This window comes from Rufibacter latericius, from assembly GCF_003721515.1.
Taxonomy (GTDB): Bacteria; Bacteroidota; Bacteroidia; order Cytophagales; family Hymenobacteraceae; genus Nibribacter; species Nibribacter latericius.
Genome location: NZ_RJJD01000015.1, coordinates 206922 through 224317, shown reverse-complemented (window position 1 = coordinate 224317; position 17396 = coordinate 206922). Strand labels below are relative to the sequence as shown.

Genomic DNA, 17396 nt, shown 5'->3' with positions numbered 1-17396 from the left:
TGGGTAAAAACTGGAATTATTAAGGACTTTAGATTATAAGTTGTTAAACTACCTTCTAAATATGGCTGACGGTAAAGAAGAGCTGGGTGCTGATAGACATTCAAAGAAAATTTCTAGTATTCTGGTCACACAGCCAAAGCCGGCAAATGATAACTCTCCGTATTTAAGCATTGCTGATAAATACGGCATCAAAGTGGACTTTAGAGCCTTTATTGAGATTGAGCCTGTTTCTTACAAAGATTTCAGGAAAGATAAAGTCTCTATATTGGATCATACTGCTGTAATTTTTACCAGCCGTAATGCGGTAGACCACTTCTTTAGGATCTGTTCAGAAGGCAAGATTGAAGTACCTGCTGAGATGAAGTATTTCTGTATTTCTGATCAAACGGCATACTACCTGCAGAAATACATCGTTCTCCGGAAACGGAAGTTATTTATTGGGGGTAAAACTGCTTCTGACCTTTTTGATGTGCTCAAGAAACATAAGACCGAGAAGTTCTTATACCCTTGCTCTAACATCAGAAAGGAAGATATCCCTGAGTTCATGCGGGCAAATGGCTTTACCTTTACTGAGGCAACCATGTACAAGACCGTAGCTTCAGATTTATCTGATTTGGCCGAAGTAAAGTATGATTGTATCGCTTTCTTCAGTCCTTCAGGTGTACACTCCCTGTTCGTGAATTTCCCCGATTTCATACAGGATGGTACCCGCATTGCAGCCTTCGGGCCAACTACTGCGCAGGCAGTACGTGATGCCGGATTGGAACTGGATATTGAGGCTCCCATGCCCAACGCGCCTTCCATGACGGGGGCTATTGAGGTTTATATACAACAACATTCTAAGAAAAAGTAAAAAGCACGTTTACTTTTGCTTGATTTGTGCGTAGCATGGCTAAGGCTTGAAAATTAACGTTAACTTTTGGTAGTTAATACATAATTTGCTAGCTTTTGCCAACCGACTCTTTTAGAACACAAGGGTATTTTACTGCTGTACATGAAGCACAAATCTGGTTTTCTGATTTTTATCCTGGGGCTCCTCTTTCCTTTCTTGGGTCAGGCGCAGCAATTACCACAGTTCAGCCATTATGGGTTTAACGGCCAATTTATAAGCCCAGGATATGCAGGGGTAAAAGGGCAGACGGAGTTGAATGTGCTTTACAGGTACCAGTGGCTGGGTTATGATGGCACGTTTGATGCAGGAGGGTCGCCCAAAACGGCATTATTTACTGTTTCAGCCCCTATCACCTCTTTAAAAAGCGGCATTGGTTTGGTGGTGATGAAAGATGAAATTGGGGCCGTAGATATTTTCAATGCCCAATTAGCCTATTCTTATCACCTGTCTGTGGGCGGTGGTACCCTGGGGATAGGTGTTCAGGGTGGATTAACCAACATGAGCAAAGGCGGATACCGCGCAAACGAACAAGGCGATGTGCGGGTGCCCTTTAACAGTTCTGACCGAAAGTTTGACATGGGGGCCGGTTTGTGGTTTCAGCACACGAACTGGTACGCCGGAGCAGGTATCACCAATCTTTTAGGAGCAAGCTATCAGTTTGAAAACCAGGAGCGGGACGGAAATTTTGGGACAGTGACAGGTGAGAAGCACCTCATGGTGACAGGAGGGTATGAATTGGAACTTTCCTCAGATATAGACGTTACACCTACAGCCTTGCTCAAACGGGACATGCATGCTGGCGTCACCTCTTTAGAGGCGGGGGCAAGAGCAACTTTCAATGATAAATTCTGGGGCGGCGCCGGATATCGGTTCGGGGAAGCAATCACAGGATTATTGGGTGTTTATCTTTTAAAAGACAATGCACTGAGCTTTGGATACGCTTTTGACTATACCGCCGTAGGTACAGATGCAAAGAGTGCCACTTCCCATGAGGTGATGGTAGGGTACAGATTTCCCAAGCCTAAGAATAATACAAAGCCTCCTATTAGAACCCCCCGGTACTTCTTTTAAATACTTACTTTTAAGTAATAGGCATATCGCTAACGATGAGGGAATTGTTGACGGAATAAAATATTATTTTCTTTGCCTCGTTAGCATATTGATCTTCAAGAAAAAACACTAGTTTTGTTTTTTAAATAAGGACATATAGTTGCTATCTTAAAAATTATAACTGCTTAGCGGAAACGCTACTTTTTTCAAGTCCAAGAATATGATTAAGTTTTTACAGTTTTCTGCCATTGCTCTGAGCGTAGTCTTGATGGCAGGTTGTGGTATGGGTAGAGATTCACAGGGTGATGTGATAGGGGCTGAAGATCGCCCGGAATTCAATCCGCAAGAGATTCCATACGGAATGGTTGCGTGCCCAGGTGGTACTTTTCATATGGGGCAGACAGATCAGGACATAGCGGCCAGCATGTCTAACATGAACAAGCAGGTTACCATTGGTGGTTTCTACATGGATGAAACCGAGATCACCAACAATGAGTACCGCCAGTTCGTGGATGCCATCCGCCAGGATTCCTTGGACATTCTTGGCGAGGAGTTTGTAATGACTCAGTTGTATCCAGATACCACGGTATGGGTGAAAGACTTTACCTACCATATGGGTGACCCATTGATGGAGTATTACTTCTCTCACCCGGCATTTGATGACTTCCCGGTAGTAGGGGTAGATTGGTTTGCTGCCAAGTACTTCAACAACTGGAGAACAAAGCACAAAAACAATTATAACGTGGAAAGCGGAATGGCTCCAATGCCAAGCTTCCGTTTGCCATCAGAAGCTGAGTGGGAATATGCTGCCCGTGGTGGACGTGACCTGGCAACCTATCCTTGGGGTGGCCCTTACTTGCGTAACGCCAAAGGCTGTATGCTAGCCAACTTCAAACCAGGTCGTGGCGATTACTACAGCGATGGTTTTACATATACTGCCCCAGTTGGACAATATTATCCTAACGATTTCGGTTTATATGATATGTCTGGTAACGTGGCAGAGTGGTGCGAAGATGCTTACTCTGAGGCTACTGTACCAGTAGTATGGGACTTGAACCCAACTTACTACGATGACAATGAACCCCGTAAGATTGTACGTGGTGGTTCATGGAAAGACATCGCACACTTCCTGGAGACCGGTGTTCGTAACTTTGAATACCAAGACTCTGCCCGTTCTTTCATTGGCTTCCGTAGTGCCATGATCTACATTGGCCGTTCATCTGACTTTGACTTAGGAAGATAATCCTGAGACGGTACTTAAAAAGCCTTTATTAATTAATTCCTAAACCAAAATACTTACATCTTAATTCTGTCAAAAATGAGCAAAGCAAGAGGCAACTTCTTCTACGATAAGGTGATGCCAAAAATTTATGGTATTGGTGCTGCAGTAGTTATTGTTGGAGCGTTATTCAAGATTCTCCACTTAGATGGAGCCAATGAAATGCTAATTGTTGGATTGGGTACCGAAGCCATTATTTTCTTCTTGAGTGCATTTCAGCCAAACCCACCACACGAGCCAGAGTGGGAGCGCGTTTATCCACAGTTGCGCGATGACTATGATGGTCCGCTTCCAACTGTACAAACTGCTGCTGCTGGTCCGTCTATCACCGGTGACTTAGACAAAATGTTACGTGACGCAAACGTAACGCCTGCTACTATCAGCTCTTTAGGCCAAGGTTTGAATCGTTTGAGCGAAACCACTTCTCAGATCTCTGATCTTACTGATGCAACCGTAGCTACAAAAGAATACGCAGCCCGCGTAAGAACTGCTACCGGTTCATTAGACAAAATCAATGAGGCTTACGGTACAACCCTGCAGGTTGTGTCACAGATGGCTACTGCTACTGCCGATACTCAGGCTTACCATGCTCAGGTACAACAAGTGACCAAAAACCTGGGTGCATTGAACGCGGTGTACGAAATGGAGCTTCAGGATGCTAATAACCACCTGAAATCTATCAACAAGTTCTACGGTAGCATCACTAACGCTATGGAGAACCTTACTCAGGCTAGCCGTGAAACTGAGCAATTCAAAGATGAGGTTACTAACCTAACCAAGAACCTGCATTCTTTGAACAACGTGTATGGCAACATGCTAAATGCCATGAGAGGATAATCTCTGCCATTCCTCTATAAATTATAAGATTAAATAAAAGGTAAACACTACAGGATACTATGGCTGGAGGAAAAGAGACGCCACGGCAAAAGATGATCGGGATGATGTATCTCGTTTTGACTGCGCTACTGGCATTGAACGTAAGCTCTGCGATACTTTTAAAATTCCAATTTATTGATGCTAGCCTGATGGAAGTGAACCGTAAAACGGTGAACGACAACAAGGGAGCAGTAAAAGGCATTCAGGCGGCAGTAGAAGAAGGTGCTAGCACTGAAAAGGACAAACGGGTGGTAGAACAAGCCCAACAGGTAAGCGCAAAAACCGCTGAGATGGTGGCTTACATCCGTGGCCTGCGTGACCAATTGGAGAAAGAAACCGGCGGTAAAGATGCCGAGGGAAACTACATTAACCCAGAAGCCAACGAAGTGGTAAACGAGGTAATGTTAGGTGGTTTGAAAAAAGGAAAAGGATATGAATTAGAGCAACAGCTGAACACCTATGCAGCTTTCTTGCGCCAATACAATCCAGGAGTTCCTGCCAAGCTTGCCATGAACGGTACCGAAGACCCACGCGTTTCGCAAAACAAAGACCAGCGTAAAAAGAACTTTGCGCAGTTGAACTTTGAAGAAACCCCAATGGTAGCTGCTTTGGCTACATTAGCACAAAAAGAATCTGAGATTCTGAAATACGAAGCAGAAACCCTATCTAAACTTGCCCAGCAAGTAGGAGCAGACATCATCAAATTTGAGAACATCTTTGCCATGGCCAGTGCAGAGTCTAAAACCGTAGCAGCTGGTACTAAATACAAAGCAGAAATGTTCCTGGCTGCTTCCTCTGATGCGGTAACGCCAACCATGTCTGTTGACGGAAGATCTATTCCAGTACAAGGTGGGAAAGGTAAAATTGAATTCACTGCTACTGCCGGTAACTATGATGCCGAAGGTAACGCGAAGAAACAATGGAGAGGTCAAGTACGTTTTCGCCAGGCTAGCGGCCGCGATACTACGTTCACTGTAACCCAGGACTATGTAGTTGCTAAACCCGTAATGCAGATTCAGTCGGCTTCAATTAACTCACTGTACTTTAACTGCGGAAATGAACTGAGTGTACAGGTGCCAGCTTTAGGCGCAGTATATGATCCTTCATTCTCTGCTTCAGGGGCAACTGTGGTGAAAGGGGCTAAAAAAGGCTTCCTAACCATCATCCCTACTTCAAGACAAGTGAAACTGAACGTGAGCAGCGGCGGAAACGCCATCGGGTCACAAGACTTCACTGTGAAATTGGTACCAAGACCACGTGTAGTTGCTTCTGCTAACGGCCGCCCAGTAGACGTAGTAAAAGGGATGCCAGCTCCAGGACCTCGTACCTTAACCGTACAAGCTATTCCTGATGAAAGCTTCAAGAATCAATTACCAAAAGATGCCCGCTATAGAGTAACCGAATACACCGTTTACCTGGTGCGCGGAAGCCGTCCGGTAGGTTCAGTTCAAGGAAATGGACCATCTGTAAGTTTGGGTAACTTGGCTGCGCAAGCCCGTCCGGGTGATAGAATTGCCATCGACGTAAAAGAGATCCGCAGAATGAACTATCGTGATCAGCAGGAAGTTGTTCCTTCTGATAACTCAAGTATCACGTTTCAGCTTAACTAGTAGTTAATTATAGTACCATGAAGAAGTTAATTGTGTTGGGTTTAGCGGGTTTGCTTAGCATGCCGGTTGTTAGTATGGCGCAAAAGCGTACTACTAAGAAGTCAACTACTTCTGCGCAGAAAGCACAGCAAAACGCTGCCGCCGCTGCTGCCGCTGAGAAAGCACGTCAGGAAGAATTGGCTCGCCAGCAGGAAACGCAAAAGCAAGCAGAGATGATGCAGGCAAGAATGGATAGTTCTTTGGCTGCTCCAGCTTCTGCCAGACCAATTCCAGCATCTGATGTGATGTTCAAGAAAACGGTTTGGAGAGCGGTTGATTTACGCGAAAAGCAAAACCAACCAATGTTTTCTAATGGAAAGCAAATCACCAAGCTGATCACTGAAGCGGTAAAAAGAGGTGAGCTGCAAGCTTACCGTTCCGATACTTTGAACACGCCTATCGCGGCCCAGGAGTTCTTTGGTAATATGACTCCCGCTGAAACAGGTGGAGGTTTAACTGAAGCTGAGAAGGCAGCGGGCTTTGATGCTCCATCTGCAGCCACTGAAGACGATGGATGGGGAACACCTGCTCCAAAGAAACCAGCTGCAAAAGCGAAAACTACTACCAAAACCGCTGCTCCGGCGGTAGCTGTAACCACCGGTAACGAGCTTCTTCCTAACGAACTTTACAAGTTAGAGATCAAGGAAGATGTGGTATTCGATAAAAAGCGTTCAAGACTGTACCATGATATTCAGGCGATCACGTTGGTGATGCCAGCCAAATACAACAGCCTCGGCTTTGAGAAGCCTATCGCTTCTTTCAAATACAGTGACTTGGTGAAGGTATTCAAGGCGCATCCAGATGAAGCACTCTGGTTCAACGAACAGAATGATGCACAGCACAAGAACCTGGCAGATGCCTTTGACCTGTGGCTGTTCAGCTCCTACATTACCAAAGTATCTAACGTAAACGATGCTCGGTTAGAGGAAAGATTCGGAGCTGGGAAAAAAGGCTTATTAGCTGCCCAGCAGGCCATGGAAGAACTCATTGAGTTTGAGTACAGCCTTTGGAGCTACTAGTTTCAAGCATAAATTAAAAAAGGAGGCCCGAAACGGTCTCCTTTTTTTATGCCTTCTGTTTAACAGATAATATCAGAAAATGTAGGGGCAATCCCTTGTAGTTACCCTAACAGGGAAACGTCAAATGGCTCCTACAAGGGATTGCCCTTAGGATTTAATAAACATCAAAGGAGGGCAATAGCCATTTAAAGCACATTTTGGTGAATGTAGCCTAAAACGGTTCTTAGAATTTTAAAGGTAAAATTGCCACTAAAGCGGAAGGTAAAACCCACGTCTTTCGGGGCTGTTTTCCTGAAAACAGCCCCGAAACAGCTTACTTCTTCTGGGTTTGTTCGAAGTACTCTACTAACAGGCGGGCTTTGCTTTTGCCAACCTCACTCTCCAGTTCCTGTTGTGACAGCTCGGCGATTTTCTTTACCGACTTGAACTTACTCAGCAATTTTTCGGCAGTGGCCGGGCCTAACCCTTTGACCTTGGTTAGCTCGGTTTGCAAGGTACCGGCATCGCGGAGGGAGCGGTGAAAGGTGATCCCGAACCGGTGCGCCTCGTTGCGCAGGCGTTGGATCAGTTTCAGGGTTTCAGATTTCTTGTCTATGTAAAGCGGGAGCGAGTCTCCTGGGTAGAAAATTTCCTCTAAGCGTTTGGCGATACTCACAATGGCCACTTGCCCGTAAATTCCCAAGTCTTTTAATGCCTTCACGGCCATGCCTAGTTGGCCTTTGCCCCCATCAATGATAATTAGTTGGGGTAAAGAAGTTCCTTCATCAATCAGCCTACGGTACCGGCGGGTCACTACTTCGTACATAGAGGCAAAATCGTCTGGACCCACCACCGTTTTGATGTGAAAGTGCCGGTAATCCTTTTTAGACGGTTTCGCATTCCGGAAACACACCATGGACGCCACAGGGTTATCGCCCTGAAAGTTGGAGTTATCGAAGCACTCAATATGTTTGGGAAGCTCTGTGAGGCGCAGGTCACGTTTCATGGTTTCCATGATACGAACCTCGTTGCTGTCTTTTGATTTGTCCTGCATGCTTTCCTTTTCCTTCCGCAGGTACAAAGCATTCTTCATGGAAAGGTTCAGGAGTTTCCGTTTGTCACCAATCTGTGGGACGTTCACCGTGACACCTTCCAAGGGAAGGACCAAATCATCTATGTTCACCAGGATCTCTTTGGAAGTGCTTTCAAAATCTGACCGCAACTGCATGATCATAGAAGCCAGAATGTCCTGGTCGGTTTCTTCCAGTTTCTTCTGCAGTTCCAGGGATTGGGTGCCAATGATGGAGCCGTTCATGACCTTGAGATAGTTAATGAAGGCACACTTCTCATTAGAAGTGATGGTGAAGACATCGATGTTGGTGAGGGTATGGCTCACCACGGTAGACTTGGCCTGGAAATCATCCAGCAGATCTAGTTTCTGTTTGTACTGATGCGCTAACTCGTACTGGTAATCAGCGGCAGCGGCGGACATGGCCTCCTTGAAGTAGTTTTTGGCTACCGTCAGGTTTCCGGAGAGAATATTCCGGATCTGCTGGATATGTTCGTTGTACTGCGTTTCATCATATAGGCCTTCGCAGGGCCCTTTGCAGTTACCGATGTGGTACTCCAGGCAGACCTTGAACTTGCCGGCTTCAATGTTAGCGGGGCTAAGGTTATAGCTACAGGTACGCAGCGGGTACAACGTCCTGATCAGTTCCAGTATCACGTACATGCTGGTCCCGCTGGGATAAGGCCCAAAGTACCTAGAACCATCGTTCAGTTTGTTACGGGTACTCAGAACCCGCGGAAACCGTTCATTGGTGATGCAAAGGAAAGGATATGACTTTCCGTCTTTGAGCAGAATATTGTATTTAGGCTGATGCTGCTTGATAAGGTTGTTCTCCAGCAAAAAAGCATCGGCCTCACTGTCTACAATGGTAAATTCAATCCGCTTGATCTGTGAGATCAGCTTGAGGGTTTTCTTATTGTGCTGCGTGGATCGGTTAAAATAAGAACTAACCCGCTTGCGGATATCAATAGCCTTGCCCACATAGATGATGCCTTTGTCATCATAGTATTTGTAGATGCCTGGCCGATGGGGCAAATGCTTCAGTTGCTCTTTTAATGATTCCTCCACAGTCTTCTTAATCTTCTTCCTTAGAACGTTTCCTCTTCTTCTACTTTTTGGGGCAGGGTAAGGGTTTGCTCTTGTTTTACGGAATCAGTCACGGTAGGTACAAAGTCGGTGCGTCCACAATTGATATTCGTGGATAATGGCTGCGAAGGTTTCGGGAAAGCGGCTTTGGAGACACTCAGTGATTTGTCTGCGTACACCTTCTGCATGAACAGCGCATAAATAGGCATGGCGAGTTTATTTCCCTGGCCATAGGCAGCGCTCCGGAAGTGAATACTGCGGTCTTCGCCTCCTACCCACACACCGGCTGCCAGATCTGGGGTAATCCCCATAAACCAGGCATCTGAGTAGTTAGAGGTAGTCCCGGTTTTTGCCCCGATTTCGTTTTTCAGGCCATAACGGTGACGTAAGCCGTAGTACGCCGTGCCACCGCGAGTATCGGCGGAGCCTTGCAGCATATGCACCATCAGGTAAGCAGTTTCTTCACTGAGGGCCTCTACGGTTTTAGGGACATATTCATGCAATACGTTCCCGTTCTTGTCCTCAATCCGGACGAGGTATTGGGGCTGAGTCCAGGTTCCTTTGTTCACGAAGGTTCCGTAGGCTCCTACCATGTCATACAACGTTACATCGCTTGACCCCAGAGCCAAGGAAGGCACAGGATCCAGTGGGGTGGTAATACCCAATCGTTTGGCCGTGGCTACCACGCTTTCAGGGCCCAGTTTCTTCATCAGGTAGGTGGTGATGGTATTCACCGAAAGCGCTAAAGCTTCGCGCAGGGTATATCTGCGGCCTGTGTATTTGCCATCGCTGTTTTTAGGTGTCCAGGGCTTTCCGTCTGGGTTGATAATGGTCACCGGAGCATCTGTAACGGTGTAGCAGGGCGAGTAGCCAGACTCAATGGCGGTGGTGTACACAAACGGCTTGAAGGTAGAACCCGGCTGACGTGCCCCCTGCTTTACGTGGTCATATTTAAAATATTTGAAGTTGGTACCTCCTACCCAAGCTTTCACTTTCCCGTTGAGCGGGTCCATGGCCATAAATCCGGCCTGCAGGTAATGCTTGTAGTGGCGTAAAGAGTCCATCGGGCTCATGACTACATCTTTCTCCCCTTGCCAGGTGAAAATACGCATTGGTATTTTGTGGTTGAGGTGGTAGTTGATGGAATCTTCGTTGCTGCCGTATTGCTCCACCAGGCTCTTGTACCGGGCAGTGCGCTTCATCTGAGTAGCCAAAAAGCCTTTTATTTCGCGGCCGTTTTCGTCAATCCAGGGGTTACGGCCTTTCCATTGCTGGAAGAACTCTTTCTGCATCACCTTCATGTGCTGCTCCAAAGCCGCTTCGGCGTGCTTCTGCATGCGCGAGTCAATGGTAGTATAGATCTTCAATCCATCGGAGTACAGGTCATAGCCATTGTCACGGCACCACTGCGCCAGTGATTTACCAATTTCCGTGCGGAAGTAAGGGGCCAGGCCTTTGTTCTGGTTCTCTACGTTGAAGTCCAGTTTGATAGGCTTGGCACTGGCTGTTTGGTAGGTAGGTTCATCAATGTATTGGTACTTGCGCATCTGGTCCAGCACAGTGTTGCGCCGACTCAAGGAACGTTCTGGGCGTAAAACCGGGCTATAGAAAGACGGGCCTTTCAAAACGCCCACTAAGGTGGCGCCTTCTTCCAGGGTGAGTTGCTGCGGATCTTTGTTGAAAAACGTCTTGGCCGCAACCTTAATGCCGTAGGCGTTGCTCCCGAAATCCACCGTGTTCAGGTACATGAGCATGATCTCTTTCTTAGTATAAGAGCGCTCCAGTTTAACGGACATGATCCATTCCTTAGTCTTGATGATGAGCATGCGCAAGCCAGGCACATCGCTGAGCAAACCGTTGTTAAGGTCATCACGGGTCCGGAAAAGGTTACGAGCCAGCTGCTGGGTGAGCGTACTGGAGCCACGGTCCTGTTTGCCGGTCAGTTTATAATAAGGTACGGCCAGGGTGCCTTTGAAGTCAATGCCCGAGTGCTCCTCAAACCGGATATCCTCAGTGGCTACCAGTGCGTCTACCAAGGTCTTTGGCAATTGCTCAAAGGTGACAGGAGAGCGGTTCTCCCGGAAGTACTTGCCTAGAAGCTTGCCGTCTTCAGAATAGACTTCCGAGGCTAGTTCGCTTTTGGGGTTCTCCAGGGTTTTCAGGTCGGGCAGGTCGCCGAACAGATTCAGGAAGTTGATGCTAACGGCAAAAACGTATAGCAGGAAGAACACGAATCCTCCGGCAAAAAGCAGCCATAGTGCCGAAATAACTTTCCGGTACTTCTTAACAGGCGTTGACGACATGCTATTGGTAATTTTTTTCAAAGAATGCTACATACTGCTCAATGTTTCCCAGCATTTCAAGAACAGCCAGGTTTGATTCAGTAATGACAAAGGTAGCAAATTTCGAGCCTTTTAAATTGGCTAATGGTGAATTGCGTGCCGTCTGAAGTTTGGTGTACTGTTGGGCGGCTTTAAAATCGGGTAGAGCCCCAATGACGAGCAGATTGGTGGTGTCGTTGAAGGCGATGGTTTCCAGTTTCAACTGCTTTTTGGGGTGAAAGCGGGCATTATAGGTGCCGTATGCCGCCACGAGCTGTTTCAAGGCCAAGCTGTCGCCGGTATGCACGATCACGAAATTATGTGGCAGGCTTCTTTCTGCTTTGTACCTGGGTGTTTCCTCTTTGCGGGGCACAGGAGTGCTGCCTACATCAGGGGCTTTGGCCAACTCTCCGGTCTCATAGCGCAGGTACAGGTTCATAAAATCACGGGCCTTAGGTAAAAGCGGACTCTCAGGATACTGGATAATGAATTTCTCCATGGCATTTCTGAAGGTGGCTGCCGGCTGGGTACGGCCGGTCACCAAGGCCTGCAGGAAAGCACTTTGGTCCTGGACATCGTTTTGAGGGTACTTTTGCGAAAGGGAGGCTAAAACGGCCAAAGCCTCTGGGTACTTTTCTTGTTCATACAGCACATAGGCAGAATCATACAGGGCATGCGCCGCCATGTTCTCAGCCGAATAGGTGCGCAGGAAATCTGGTTGGTCAATGAGTTTGCTGTACTTAGAGTTTGGGAACTTGTCTTTGAGCACTTTGGCGTACTCAGCGGCTTTGTCTTGCTGCTGAAGGCCCTGGGCCATCACGTACAAACTGTAGTAGGCCTCAGAAGCGTGAGAAGTGTTAGGGAAACGCTCCAATAGTTTCTGGAAGGTCTGGGTTGCTCTCTCGGGCTCCCGTAACCGCTGCTGGTAAATATTAGCCAGGGTGAACAACGCTTCCTCCGCCTTTTTGGCAGAAGCCTGTCGTTTCTCTGGGGTAACCGGAATAGCGGCTAGGTAGGCTTCCTGTTTCTGTTGGGCGGCGGCGGCAAGGGCGGTGCTGTCTACGGTAGTACTCGTCACCGGGCCAGCGGTAAGGCCGGTAGAACCAGCAATGGCCGTAGTCCGGCGCCAGTTATCCTGCAACGGACGGTCGCCCCAGGAGCGCAAAAAGTCGTTTCGGGCGCTGGCTATAGCGGCGGGGTTGTCAAAATACCAAGTGCTGCCCGCGGTTCCGGTCCCGCCAATGGGCAGGGTTGCTGTTTGCTGGGTAGGTCTGGCGCCATTGGCATTGTTCGCAGCAACTTGGTTCGCAGAGTTTTCTGCCTCCCGCTCCCGGGCTATTTGCTCGGCCACCCGTTGAGCCCGTTCGGTAGCACTTAGCTGTCCTAAGGCCTGTAGGCTATCCTCGGTCCGGATGATCTCCAATTGTTGCGTAAAAGCGGTGAGCACAGTGCGTCTGTCTGCGAGTTCTTCGTACCCCAGGGTAGTGGGCGGTAAGAGTTGCAGGGTGCTGTCATAGTACGCCTGGGCCAGGCGGTATTGCTGCATGTTCTCGTAATAGATTTGCCCGGCTAAGAGGTAGGAGTACGCTTTCTGCACTTTGTTGGTGGTAGAGGTCGCCGTGGACTGACTCAGCAACTTCAAGGCCTCAGGGTATTTTTTCTCCCGAAGTTCCAGCTTGGCCAGGTCATAGTAGATCTTATCGGTGTATTCCTTGTTTTTGTCGTCATCGGCTAACTTGTGCAGAAAGGTTTTCACCTTTTCCTTATCGGTGACGTCTTTCAATTCGGTTACTTGGGCCAAGCCAAGGTTAGCGTAGAAGCCCAGTTCATAGGGTGGTCGTTTCTTGATCACCTTTGTGAACTGCTCGTAGGCTTTGGTGTCCTGATCGGTGGCTTGGTACAGCTGACCCAGGATAAACCGAAGCCGGGATTCCTGGTCTCTTTTATGGGCGAAAGGAATGGCTTGCTCCAGGTTCTCTATCACTAGAGGCAGGTTATTCTGAATGCTGGCCAGTTGGGCCCGGGTCAAGAGCAACTCACGGCCATTGTCTTCGTTCATGCGCTCCTTCCGGAACTGCTCTGAGATAGAGATCACGTTATCGTAGTCTTTCTGCCGAAGCGAAAGGCGCATCATCCAAATCAGGGCTTCATGGCGGGCATTACGGTCTGGGCTGGTGGTCTGGACAAACCGAAACGTCTTAAGGGCTTCGGCGTCTTCGCCCTGGTAATAGCGGGCCTTGCCAATGAGCACGTAGCAATCATCTATCCACCGTGATTTTGGATGACGGGCAATTGGAAAGGAAGCCCGCTTGATGACCTCGTCCAGGTCGGGGGCCAGGGTTCTCAGCAGGGCGGTGTCTGGAGCCGGTAGAATATCCAGCACGCGGTTATAATCATTCACCGTGGCCGCTGCAATGCGGGCCTCTACCGCCTCTAACTTTTGGCGCGCCAGGAAATACCCGTTGAAGCGGGCATTGATGTTTCGGTAAAGTTTGCCCAAAGGCTTATCAGAAGAACAACCGGAGAGGGTTGCCAGCAGAAGAAAGAATAGAAGAAAACGAGTCAGCTTCAACGTTGCGTCAAATGTTGGAATACTAGTAGAACTGCGCAGAGTCTTTTTTATTTTATATCTGTTTAAGCCAAAACGAGCCAGAAACGTACCTATACGTAGGCCCTTAGGTTTTCCTTGCCCGGCTAAAAGCAAATTTACATTTTTTTAGCTCTGTTCCGATAGTACGGGAAAGGCAAGCTGGGTGATGAATTAAGAAGGGCGATTTTGTGCGAACCAGGTCTTTTTAGGCTTGTTTTTCCTAAACGAGGCCCAAAACAGGAAAAATCTTTTCTGCCCCGGAGAACCAGGGATGATTACCTTTGTAGAAACAGGAGCAAACACGTATGGAACCAAACCAGCCTTCTTCTGAGCCCAAGGAAAAACCGGCCCTGAAGCCGTACCTGAAGTATTCAGGCCTGGCCTTTCAGATGATTGTGGTCATGGGGCTGGCTGCGGTGGGCGGACGAAAACTAGATGCCCATTTCCAGAACGATACCCCCTGGTGGACGTTAGGACTTTTGGTGGTGGCTGTCTTTGCCTGCATGTATTCTGTTATTGTGTCACTTACCCGTAAGAACTAAGATCTTTTGAGTTTTTTCAGAGGCATGCTTTTGCTCACCGGATTGCTCGTGCTTCTGGTGACCGTACTTCAGCTGTTTACCGGCGCCCGATTGATTCATTTCTATATCTGGTACATGCTGGGCTTCTTTGTGTTTCTGACGGGTTTTGCCCATTACATAGCATACCTGGGGTTGAAGCATGACTCAGAGAACCTGCATGCTTACTATTTCGCCTCTATGGGAGTGCGGATGGTCTTCTCTATAATAGCAGTTTTTGTATATAGATATTTCCATGCAGAGCAGCTGGTGCAATTTGTCTTAAACTTTTTCGCCCTTTATTTTATTTATGCCGGATTTGAAATCTACGCTTTGTTGAGTAACTTGCGCCAAAATTCAAAAAAGCATGCATAGGGCAATGCGCTTACATAAAAACCATTGCTTTTAATTAGCTCTTAATGAAGAAGATATTCGTTTTCCTGCTCACTGTACTTACTTTTTCAGCCCAGGCGGCAGAATCCCCCGAGGAAGGTAAATTCAGACCCGGAGATATGATCATGCACCACATCGGTGATGACTATGTTTGGGAGTTTGCTCATGGGGTGTCGTTGCCTTTGCCGGTTATACTTTATGGGGAAAAAGGTCTTGATATCTTCTCTTCCTCTAATTTCTACAATGAGCATCATGAACTTCAGCCCTACAACGGCTATGTGAATGAGCACGGGCATATTTACTATGCTAACGAGGAAGGGCATCCGCGCACCCAGGTGAATGCCGAAGGCGAGGAAGAGCATGTTGGTCCTTTAGATTTCTCTATCACCAAGAACGTGGCTTCCATGTTTGTGAGCGTGGCTTTGTTGTTTTTGGTGTTCTTCTCCATTGCTGCGGCATACAAGAAGAACCGTGGTCGTGCGCCAAGAGGTCTTCAATCCTTCTTTGAGCCGATCATTATCTTTATCCGGGATGATATCGCCAAAACGAACATCGGTCCTAAATACCAGCGCTTCATGCCGTATTTGCTGACCGTGTTCTTCTTTATCTGGTTTAACAACCTGCTAGGCCTGATGCCAGGTGGTGCTAACTTAACCGGTAATATTGCCGTTACTTTGGTTCTGGCGGTAATCACGCTTCTTTTGACGGTGTTCAACGGAAATAAATCATACTGGGGGCACATTTTTGCCACGCCTGGTGTTCCTAAGTGGTTGGCGCCAATCATGATTCCTGTAGAGTTGATTGGTATCTTCACCAAGCCTTTCTCCTTGATGATCCGACTTTTTGCTAACATCACTGCGGGTCACATCATCATCCTTAGCTTGTTTAGCTTGATCTTTATTTTCCAAAGTATCGCCATCGGGCCGTTGAGTGTGGCATTTGCTACCTTCATGAACTTCCTGGAGTTGTTTGTGGCCCTTTTGCAAGCGTACATCTTCACGCTGCTTTCTGCCATGTACTTTGGCGGCGCGGTAGAAGAGCACGATCATCATGATGACATGGGCTTTGGCGATGCCCCACACGCTGTGAAAGCATCCCACTAATCTGAATTCCTTTTTTTTAACTATATATATATACTACTATGTTAGGATTATTGCTTGCATTGTCTCTTGGCTCAGGCTACGCGATCATGGGTGCCGGTATCGGCGCTGGTTTAGTGGCTCTTGGTGCCGGTTTGGGTATCGGTAGAATCGGTGGCTCTGCCATGGAATCTATTGCCAGACAACCAGAGGCTGGTGGACAGATCCAGACTGCGATGATTATCGCTTCTGCTCTTATTGAAGGTGTTGCCCTCTTCGGTGTGGTAGTTTGCCTTCTGATTTCTTTCATCGAGTAGATGAAATATCTTCTCGCCCGTCCTGACGATTGGTCTGGACGGGCCGAGGAGATAAAGAGCCGGTAGAATATAGACGTTGAAAAAACAGTACCATTCGTTAATTAATCCTACAAGATGAATCCATTAGTAACCCCTAGTCTCGGATTACTTTTCTGGCAAGTGGTCACCTTTTTGGTGGTCCTTTTCCTGTTATCTAAGTTTGCCTGGAAGCCTATCATGAAGGCCCTTCGCGAGCGCGAAGACAATATTGATGCTGCTCTGAGCATGGCCGAGAAAGCCAAACTGGAGATGCAGTCCCTGAAAGCAGACAACGAGCGTCTTTTAACCGAAGCCCGTGCTGAGCGTGACCGTATTTTGAAAGATGCCACTGATGCAGCTACCAGCCTGGTGGAAGGTGCCCGCGCCAAAGCCAATGAAGAAGGCCAGCGCATGATTGAGCAAGCCCGTGTGTCTATCCAGAACGAAAAGAAAGCAGCTTTGACTGAGGTGAAAAACCTGGCCGCTACCTTGTCTATTGAGATTGCGGAGAAACTGATCAGACGTGAGTTGCAAGACGAGCAGGCGCAACGCGCTTTGGTACAGAGCTACCTGCAAGATACGCACCTTAGCTAAGAACGCACGGCGAGCGGCTTCCCGCCCCGGAAAAGGAAGCGAATCGTTTTAAACCACGCAAGAGAAAAAAATGTCAGACGAAAGAGTTGCCTCGCGGTACGCCAAGTCTCTTCTAGAGCTGTCCCAAGAGCAGGGTTCCCTGGAGAAAGTATATGCAGATATGCTTTCCTTCACCAAGACCCTGAACGGAAGCCGTGACCTGAGCCTGGTGCTGCGCAACCCGATTATAAAGCATGATAAGAAACTCGCCATCATTAACTCTGTATTTGGAGGAAGCATGACCGAGTTGACTATGGCCTTTTTCCGGATTATCACCCAAAAGAACCGTGAGGCCATTTTGGAGTCAGTGGCTACTGAGTTTGTAAAACAATACAACCTAATCAGCGGAATCCAGAAAGCAACGGTGACCACAGCCGTGCCGCTTACCCCAGAGCTTCGGGCTACTTTCCAGCAAATGGTAGTGGAACGTACCGGCATGAAGGTAGAGCTGCAAGAAGTGGTAAACCCAGCCGTTATAGGCGGGTACGTGCTGCGCATTGGTGATCAGCAGATTGATAACACGGTGAGAACCAACGTGCAGAAATTGAAAAACAATTTTAAAGAAAATCCATACATTACTAAACTATAA

Annotated in this window: 15 protein-coding genes; 12 read left to right on the top strand and 3 right to left on the bottom strand. The window is 47.7% G+C overall.

What is annotated here, in order from left to right:
- Positions 1 to 61 precede the first annotated feature (61 nt).
- The 6 genes from EFB08_RS18470 to porN all read left to right on the top strand — a co-directional run bounded on the left by EFB08_RS18470 (position 62) and on the right by porN (position 6765).
- Complete coding sequence (locus tag EFB08_RS18470) at positions 62 to 853, top strand: uroporphyrinogen-III synthase (RefSeq protein ID WP_123128443.1); 792 nt, start codon at positions 62 to 64, stop codon at positions 851 to 853.
- A 141-nt stretch (positions 854 to 994) separates the two neighbouring features.
- Positions 995 to 1963, top strand: a complete 969-nt coding sequence (locus EFB08_RS18465; protein WP_123128442.1) for a PorP/SprF family type IX secretion system membrane protein — start codon at positions 995 to 997, stop codon at positions 1961 to 1963.
- A 199-nt stretch (positions 1964 to 2162) separates the two neighbouring features.
- Positions 2163 to 3185: a T9SS ring complex lipoprotein PorK/GldK gene (gene porK / locus EFB08_RS18460; RefSeq protein ID WP_123128441.1), complete on the top strand. Its 1023-nt coding sequence runs from the start codon at positions 2163 to 2165 to the stop codon at positions 3183 to 3185.
- Between the two features lie 75 nt (positions 3186 to 3260).
- Positions 3261 to 4058, top strand: coding sequence for a type IX secretion system motor protein PorL/GldL (porL, locus tag EFB08_RS18455; protein WP_123128440.1), 798 nt, complete (start codon positions 3261 to 3263; stop codon positions 4056 to 4058).
- A 59-nt stretch (positions 4059 to 4117) separates the two neighbouring features.
- Positions 4118 to 5707 carry a type IX secretion system motor protein PorM/GldM gene (gene porM / locus EFB08_RS18450; protein ID WP_123128439.1) on the top strand — a complete coding sequence of 530 codons (1590 nt, stop codon included), beginning with the start codon at positions 4118 to 4120 and terminating at the stop codon, positions 5705 to 5707.
- Between the two features lie 17 nt (positions 5708 to 5724).
- Positions 5725 to 6765 (top strand): type IX secretion system ring subunit PorN/GldN, encoded by a 1041-nt coding sequence (porN, locus tag EFB08_RS18445; RefSeq protein ID WP_227006406.1) that lies wholly within the window; start codon positions 5725 to 5727, stop codon positions 6763 to 6765.
- Between the two features lie 313 nt (positions 6766 to 7078).
- Here the strand turns inward: porN and uvrC are convergent, their stop codons facing one another.
- The 3 genes from uvrC to porW are packed head-to-tail and all read right to left on the bottom strand — an operon-like array spanning position 7079 to position 13792.
- Positions 7079 to 8881: an excinuclease ABC subunit UvrC gene (gene uvrC / locus EFB08_RS18440; RefSeq protein ID WP_123128437.1), complete on the bottom strand. Its 1803-nt coding sequence runs from the start codon at positions 8879 to 8881 to the stop codon at positions 7079 to 7081.
- 20 nt (positions 8882 to 8901) lie between these two features.
- Positions 8902 to 11202, bottom strand: coding sequence for a penicillin-binding protein 1A (locus tag EFB08_RS18435; RefSeq protein ID WP_123128436.1), 2301 nt, complete (start codon positions 11200 to 11202; stop codon positions 8902 to 8904).
- A 1-nt stretch (position 11203) separates the two neighbouring features.
- Positions 11204 to 13792, bottom strand: a complete 2589-nt coding sequence (porW, locus tag EFB08_RS18430) for a type IX secretion system periplasmic lipoprotein PorW/SprE (RefSeq protein WP_449418355.1) — start codon at positions 13790 to 13792, stop codon at positions 11204 to 11206.
- Positions 13793 to 14115: 323 nt separating this feature from the next.
- Here porW and EFB08_RS18425 point away from each other — a divergent pair, with 323 nt between their 5' ends.
- The 6 genes from EFB08_RS18425 to atpH all read left to right on the top strand — a co-directional run bounded on the left by EFB08_RS18425 (position 14116) and on the right by atpH (position 17396).
- A complete protein-coding gene (locus EFB08_RS18425) occupies positions 14116 to 14352 on the top strand; it encodes an AtpZ/AtpI family protein (RefSeq protein WP_123128434.1) in 237 nt (78 codons plus the stop codon).
- Positions 14353 to 14376: 24 nt separating this feature from the next.
- On the top strand, positions 14377 to 14742 hold the full coding sequence (locus EFB08_RS18420; RefSeq protein ID WP_227006405.1) for a hypothetical protein: 366 nt from the start codon (positions 14377 to 14379) through the stop codon (positions 14740 to 14742).
- Positions 14743 to 14786: 44 nt separating this feature from the next.
- The gene (gene atpB / locus EFB08_RS18415; protein ID WP_123128432.1) at positions 14787 to 15863 is read left to right on the top strand and encodes a F0F1 ATP synthase subunit A; all 1077 of its coding nucleotides are present in this window, start codon (positions 14787 to 14789) and stop codon (positions 15861 to 15863) included.
- 38 nt (positions 15864 to 15901) lie between these two features.
- Entirely contained in the window at positions 15902 to 16156 is a 255-nt protein-coding gene (atpE, locus tag EFB08_RS18410; RefSeq protein WP_123128431.1) for an ATP synthase F0 subunit C, read from the top strand.
- Between the two features lie 114 nt (positions 16157 to 16270).
- Positions 16271 to 16768 carry a F0F1 ATP synthase subunit B gene (locus EFB08_RS18405; protein WP_123128430.1) on the top strand — a complete coding sequence of 166 codons (498 nt, stop codon included), beginning with the start codon at positions 16271 to 16273 and terminating at the stop codon, positions 16766 to 16768.
- 70 nt (positions 16769 to 16838) lie between these two features.
- The gene (atpH, locus tag EFB08_RS18400) at positions 16839 to 17396 is read left to right on the top strand and encodes an ATP synthase F1 subunit delta (RefSeq protein ID WP_123128429.1); all 558 of its coding nucleotides are present in this window, start codon (positions 16839 to 16841) and stop codon (positions 17394 to 17396) included.

Excerpts from the sequence above, each read along its gene's own strand:
- EFB08_RS18470 (WP_123128443.1), top strand. The coding sequence starts at position 62 with ATGGCTGACGGTAAAGAAGAGCTGGGTGCTGATAGACATTCAAAGAAA.
- EFB08_RS18465 (WP_123128442.1), top strand. The coding sequence starts at position 995 with ATGAAGCACAAATCTGGTTTTCTGATTTTTATCCTGGGGCTCCTCTTT.
- porK (WP_123128441.1), top strand. The coding sequence starts at position 2,163 with ATGATTAAGTTTTTACAGTTTTCTGCCATTGCTCTGAGCGTAGTCTTG.
- porL (WP_123128440.1), top strand. The coding sequence starts at position 3,261 with ATGAGCAAAGCAAGAGGCAACTTCTTCTACGATAAGGTGATGCCAAAA.
- porM (WP_123128439.1), top strand. The coding sequence starts at position 4,118 with ATGGCTGGAGGAAAAGAGACGCCACGGCAAAAGATGATCGGGATGATG.
- porN (WP_227006406.1), top strand. The coding sequence starts at position 5,725 with ATGAAGAAGTTAATTGTGTTGGGTTTAGCGGGTTTGCTTAGCATGCCG.
- EFB08_RS18435 (WP_123128436.1), bottom strand. The coding sequence starts at position 11,202 with ATGTCGTCAACGCCTGTTAAGAAGTACCGGAAAGTTATTTCGGCACTA.
- EFB08_RS18425 (WP_123128434.1), top strand. The coding sequence starts at position 14,116 with ATGGAACCAAACCAGCCTTCTTCTGAGCCCAAGGAAAAACCGGCCCTG.
- EFB08_RS18420 (WP_227006405.1), top strand. The coding sequence starts at position 14,377 with ATGCTTTTGCTCACCGGATTGCTCGTGCTTCTGGTGACCGTACTTCAG.
- atpB (WP_123128432.1), top strand. The coding sequence starts at position 14,787 with ATGAAGAAGATATTCGTTTTCCTGCTCACTGTACTTACTTTTTCAGCC.
- atpE (WP_123128431.1), top strand. The coding sequence starts at position 15,902 with ATGTTAGGATTATTGCTTGCATTGTCTCTTGGCTCAGGCTACGCGATC.
- EFB08_RS18405 (WP_123128430.1), top strand. The coding sequence starts at position 16,271 with ATGAATCCATTAGTAACCCCTAGTCTCGGATTACTTTTCTGGCAAGTG.
- atpH (WP_123128429.1), top strand. The coding sequence starts at position 16,839 with ATGTCAGACGAAAGAGTTGCCTCGCGGTACGCCAAGTCTCTTCTAGAG.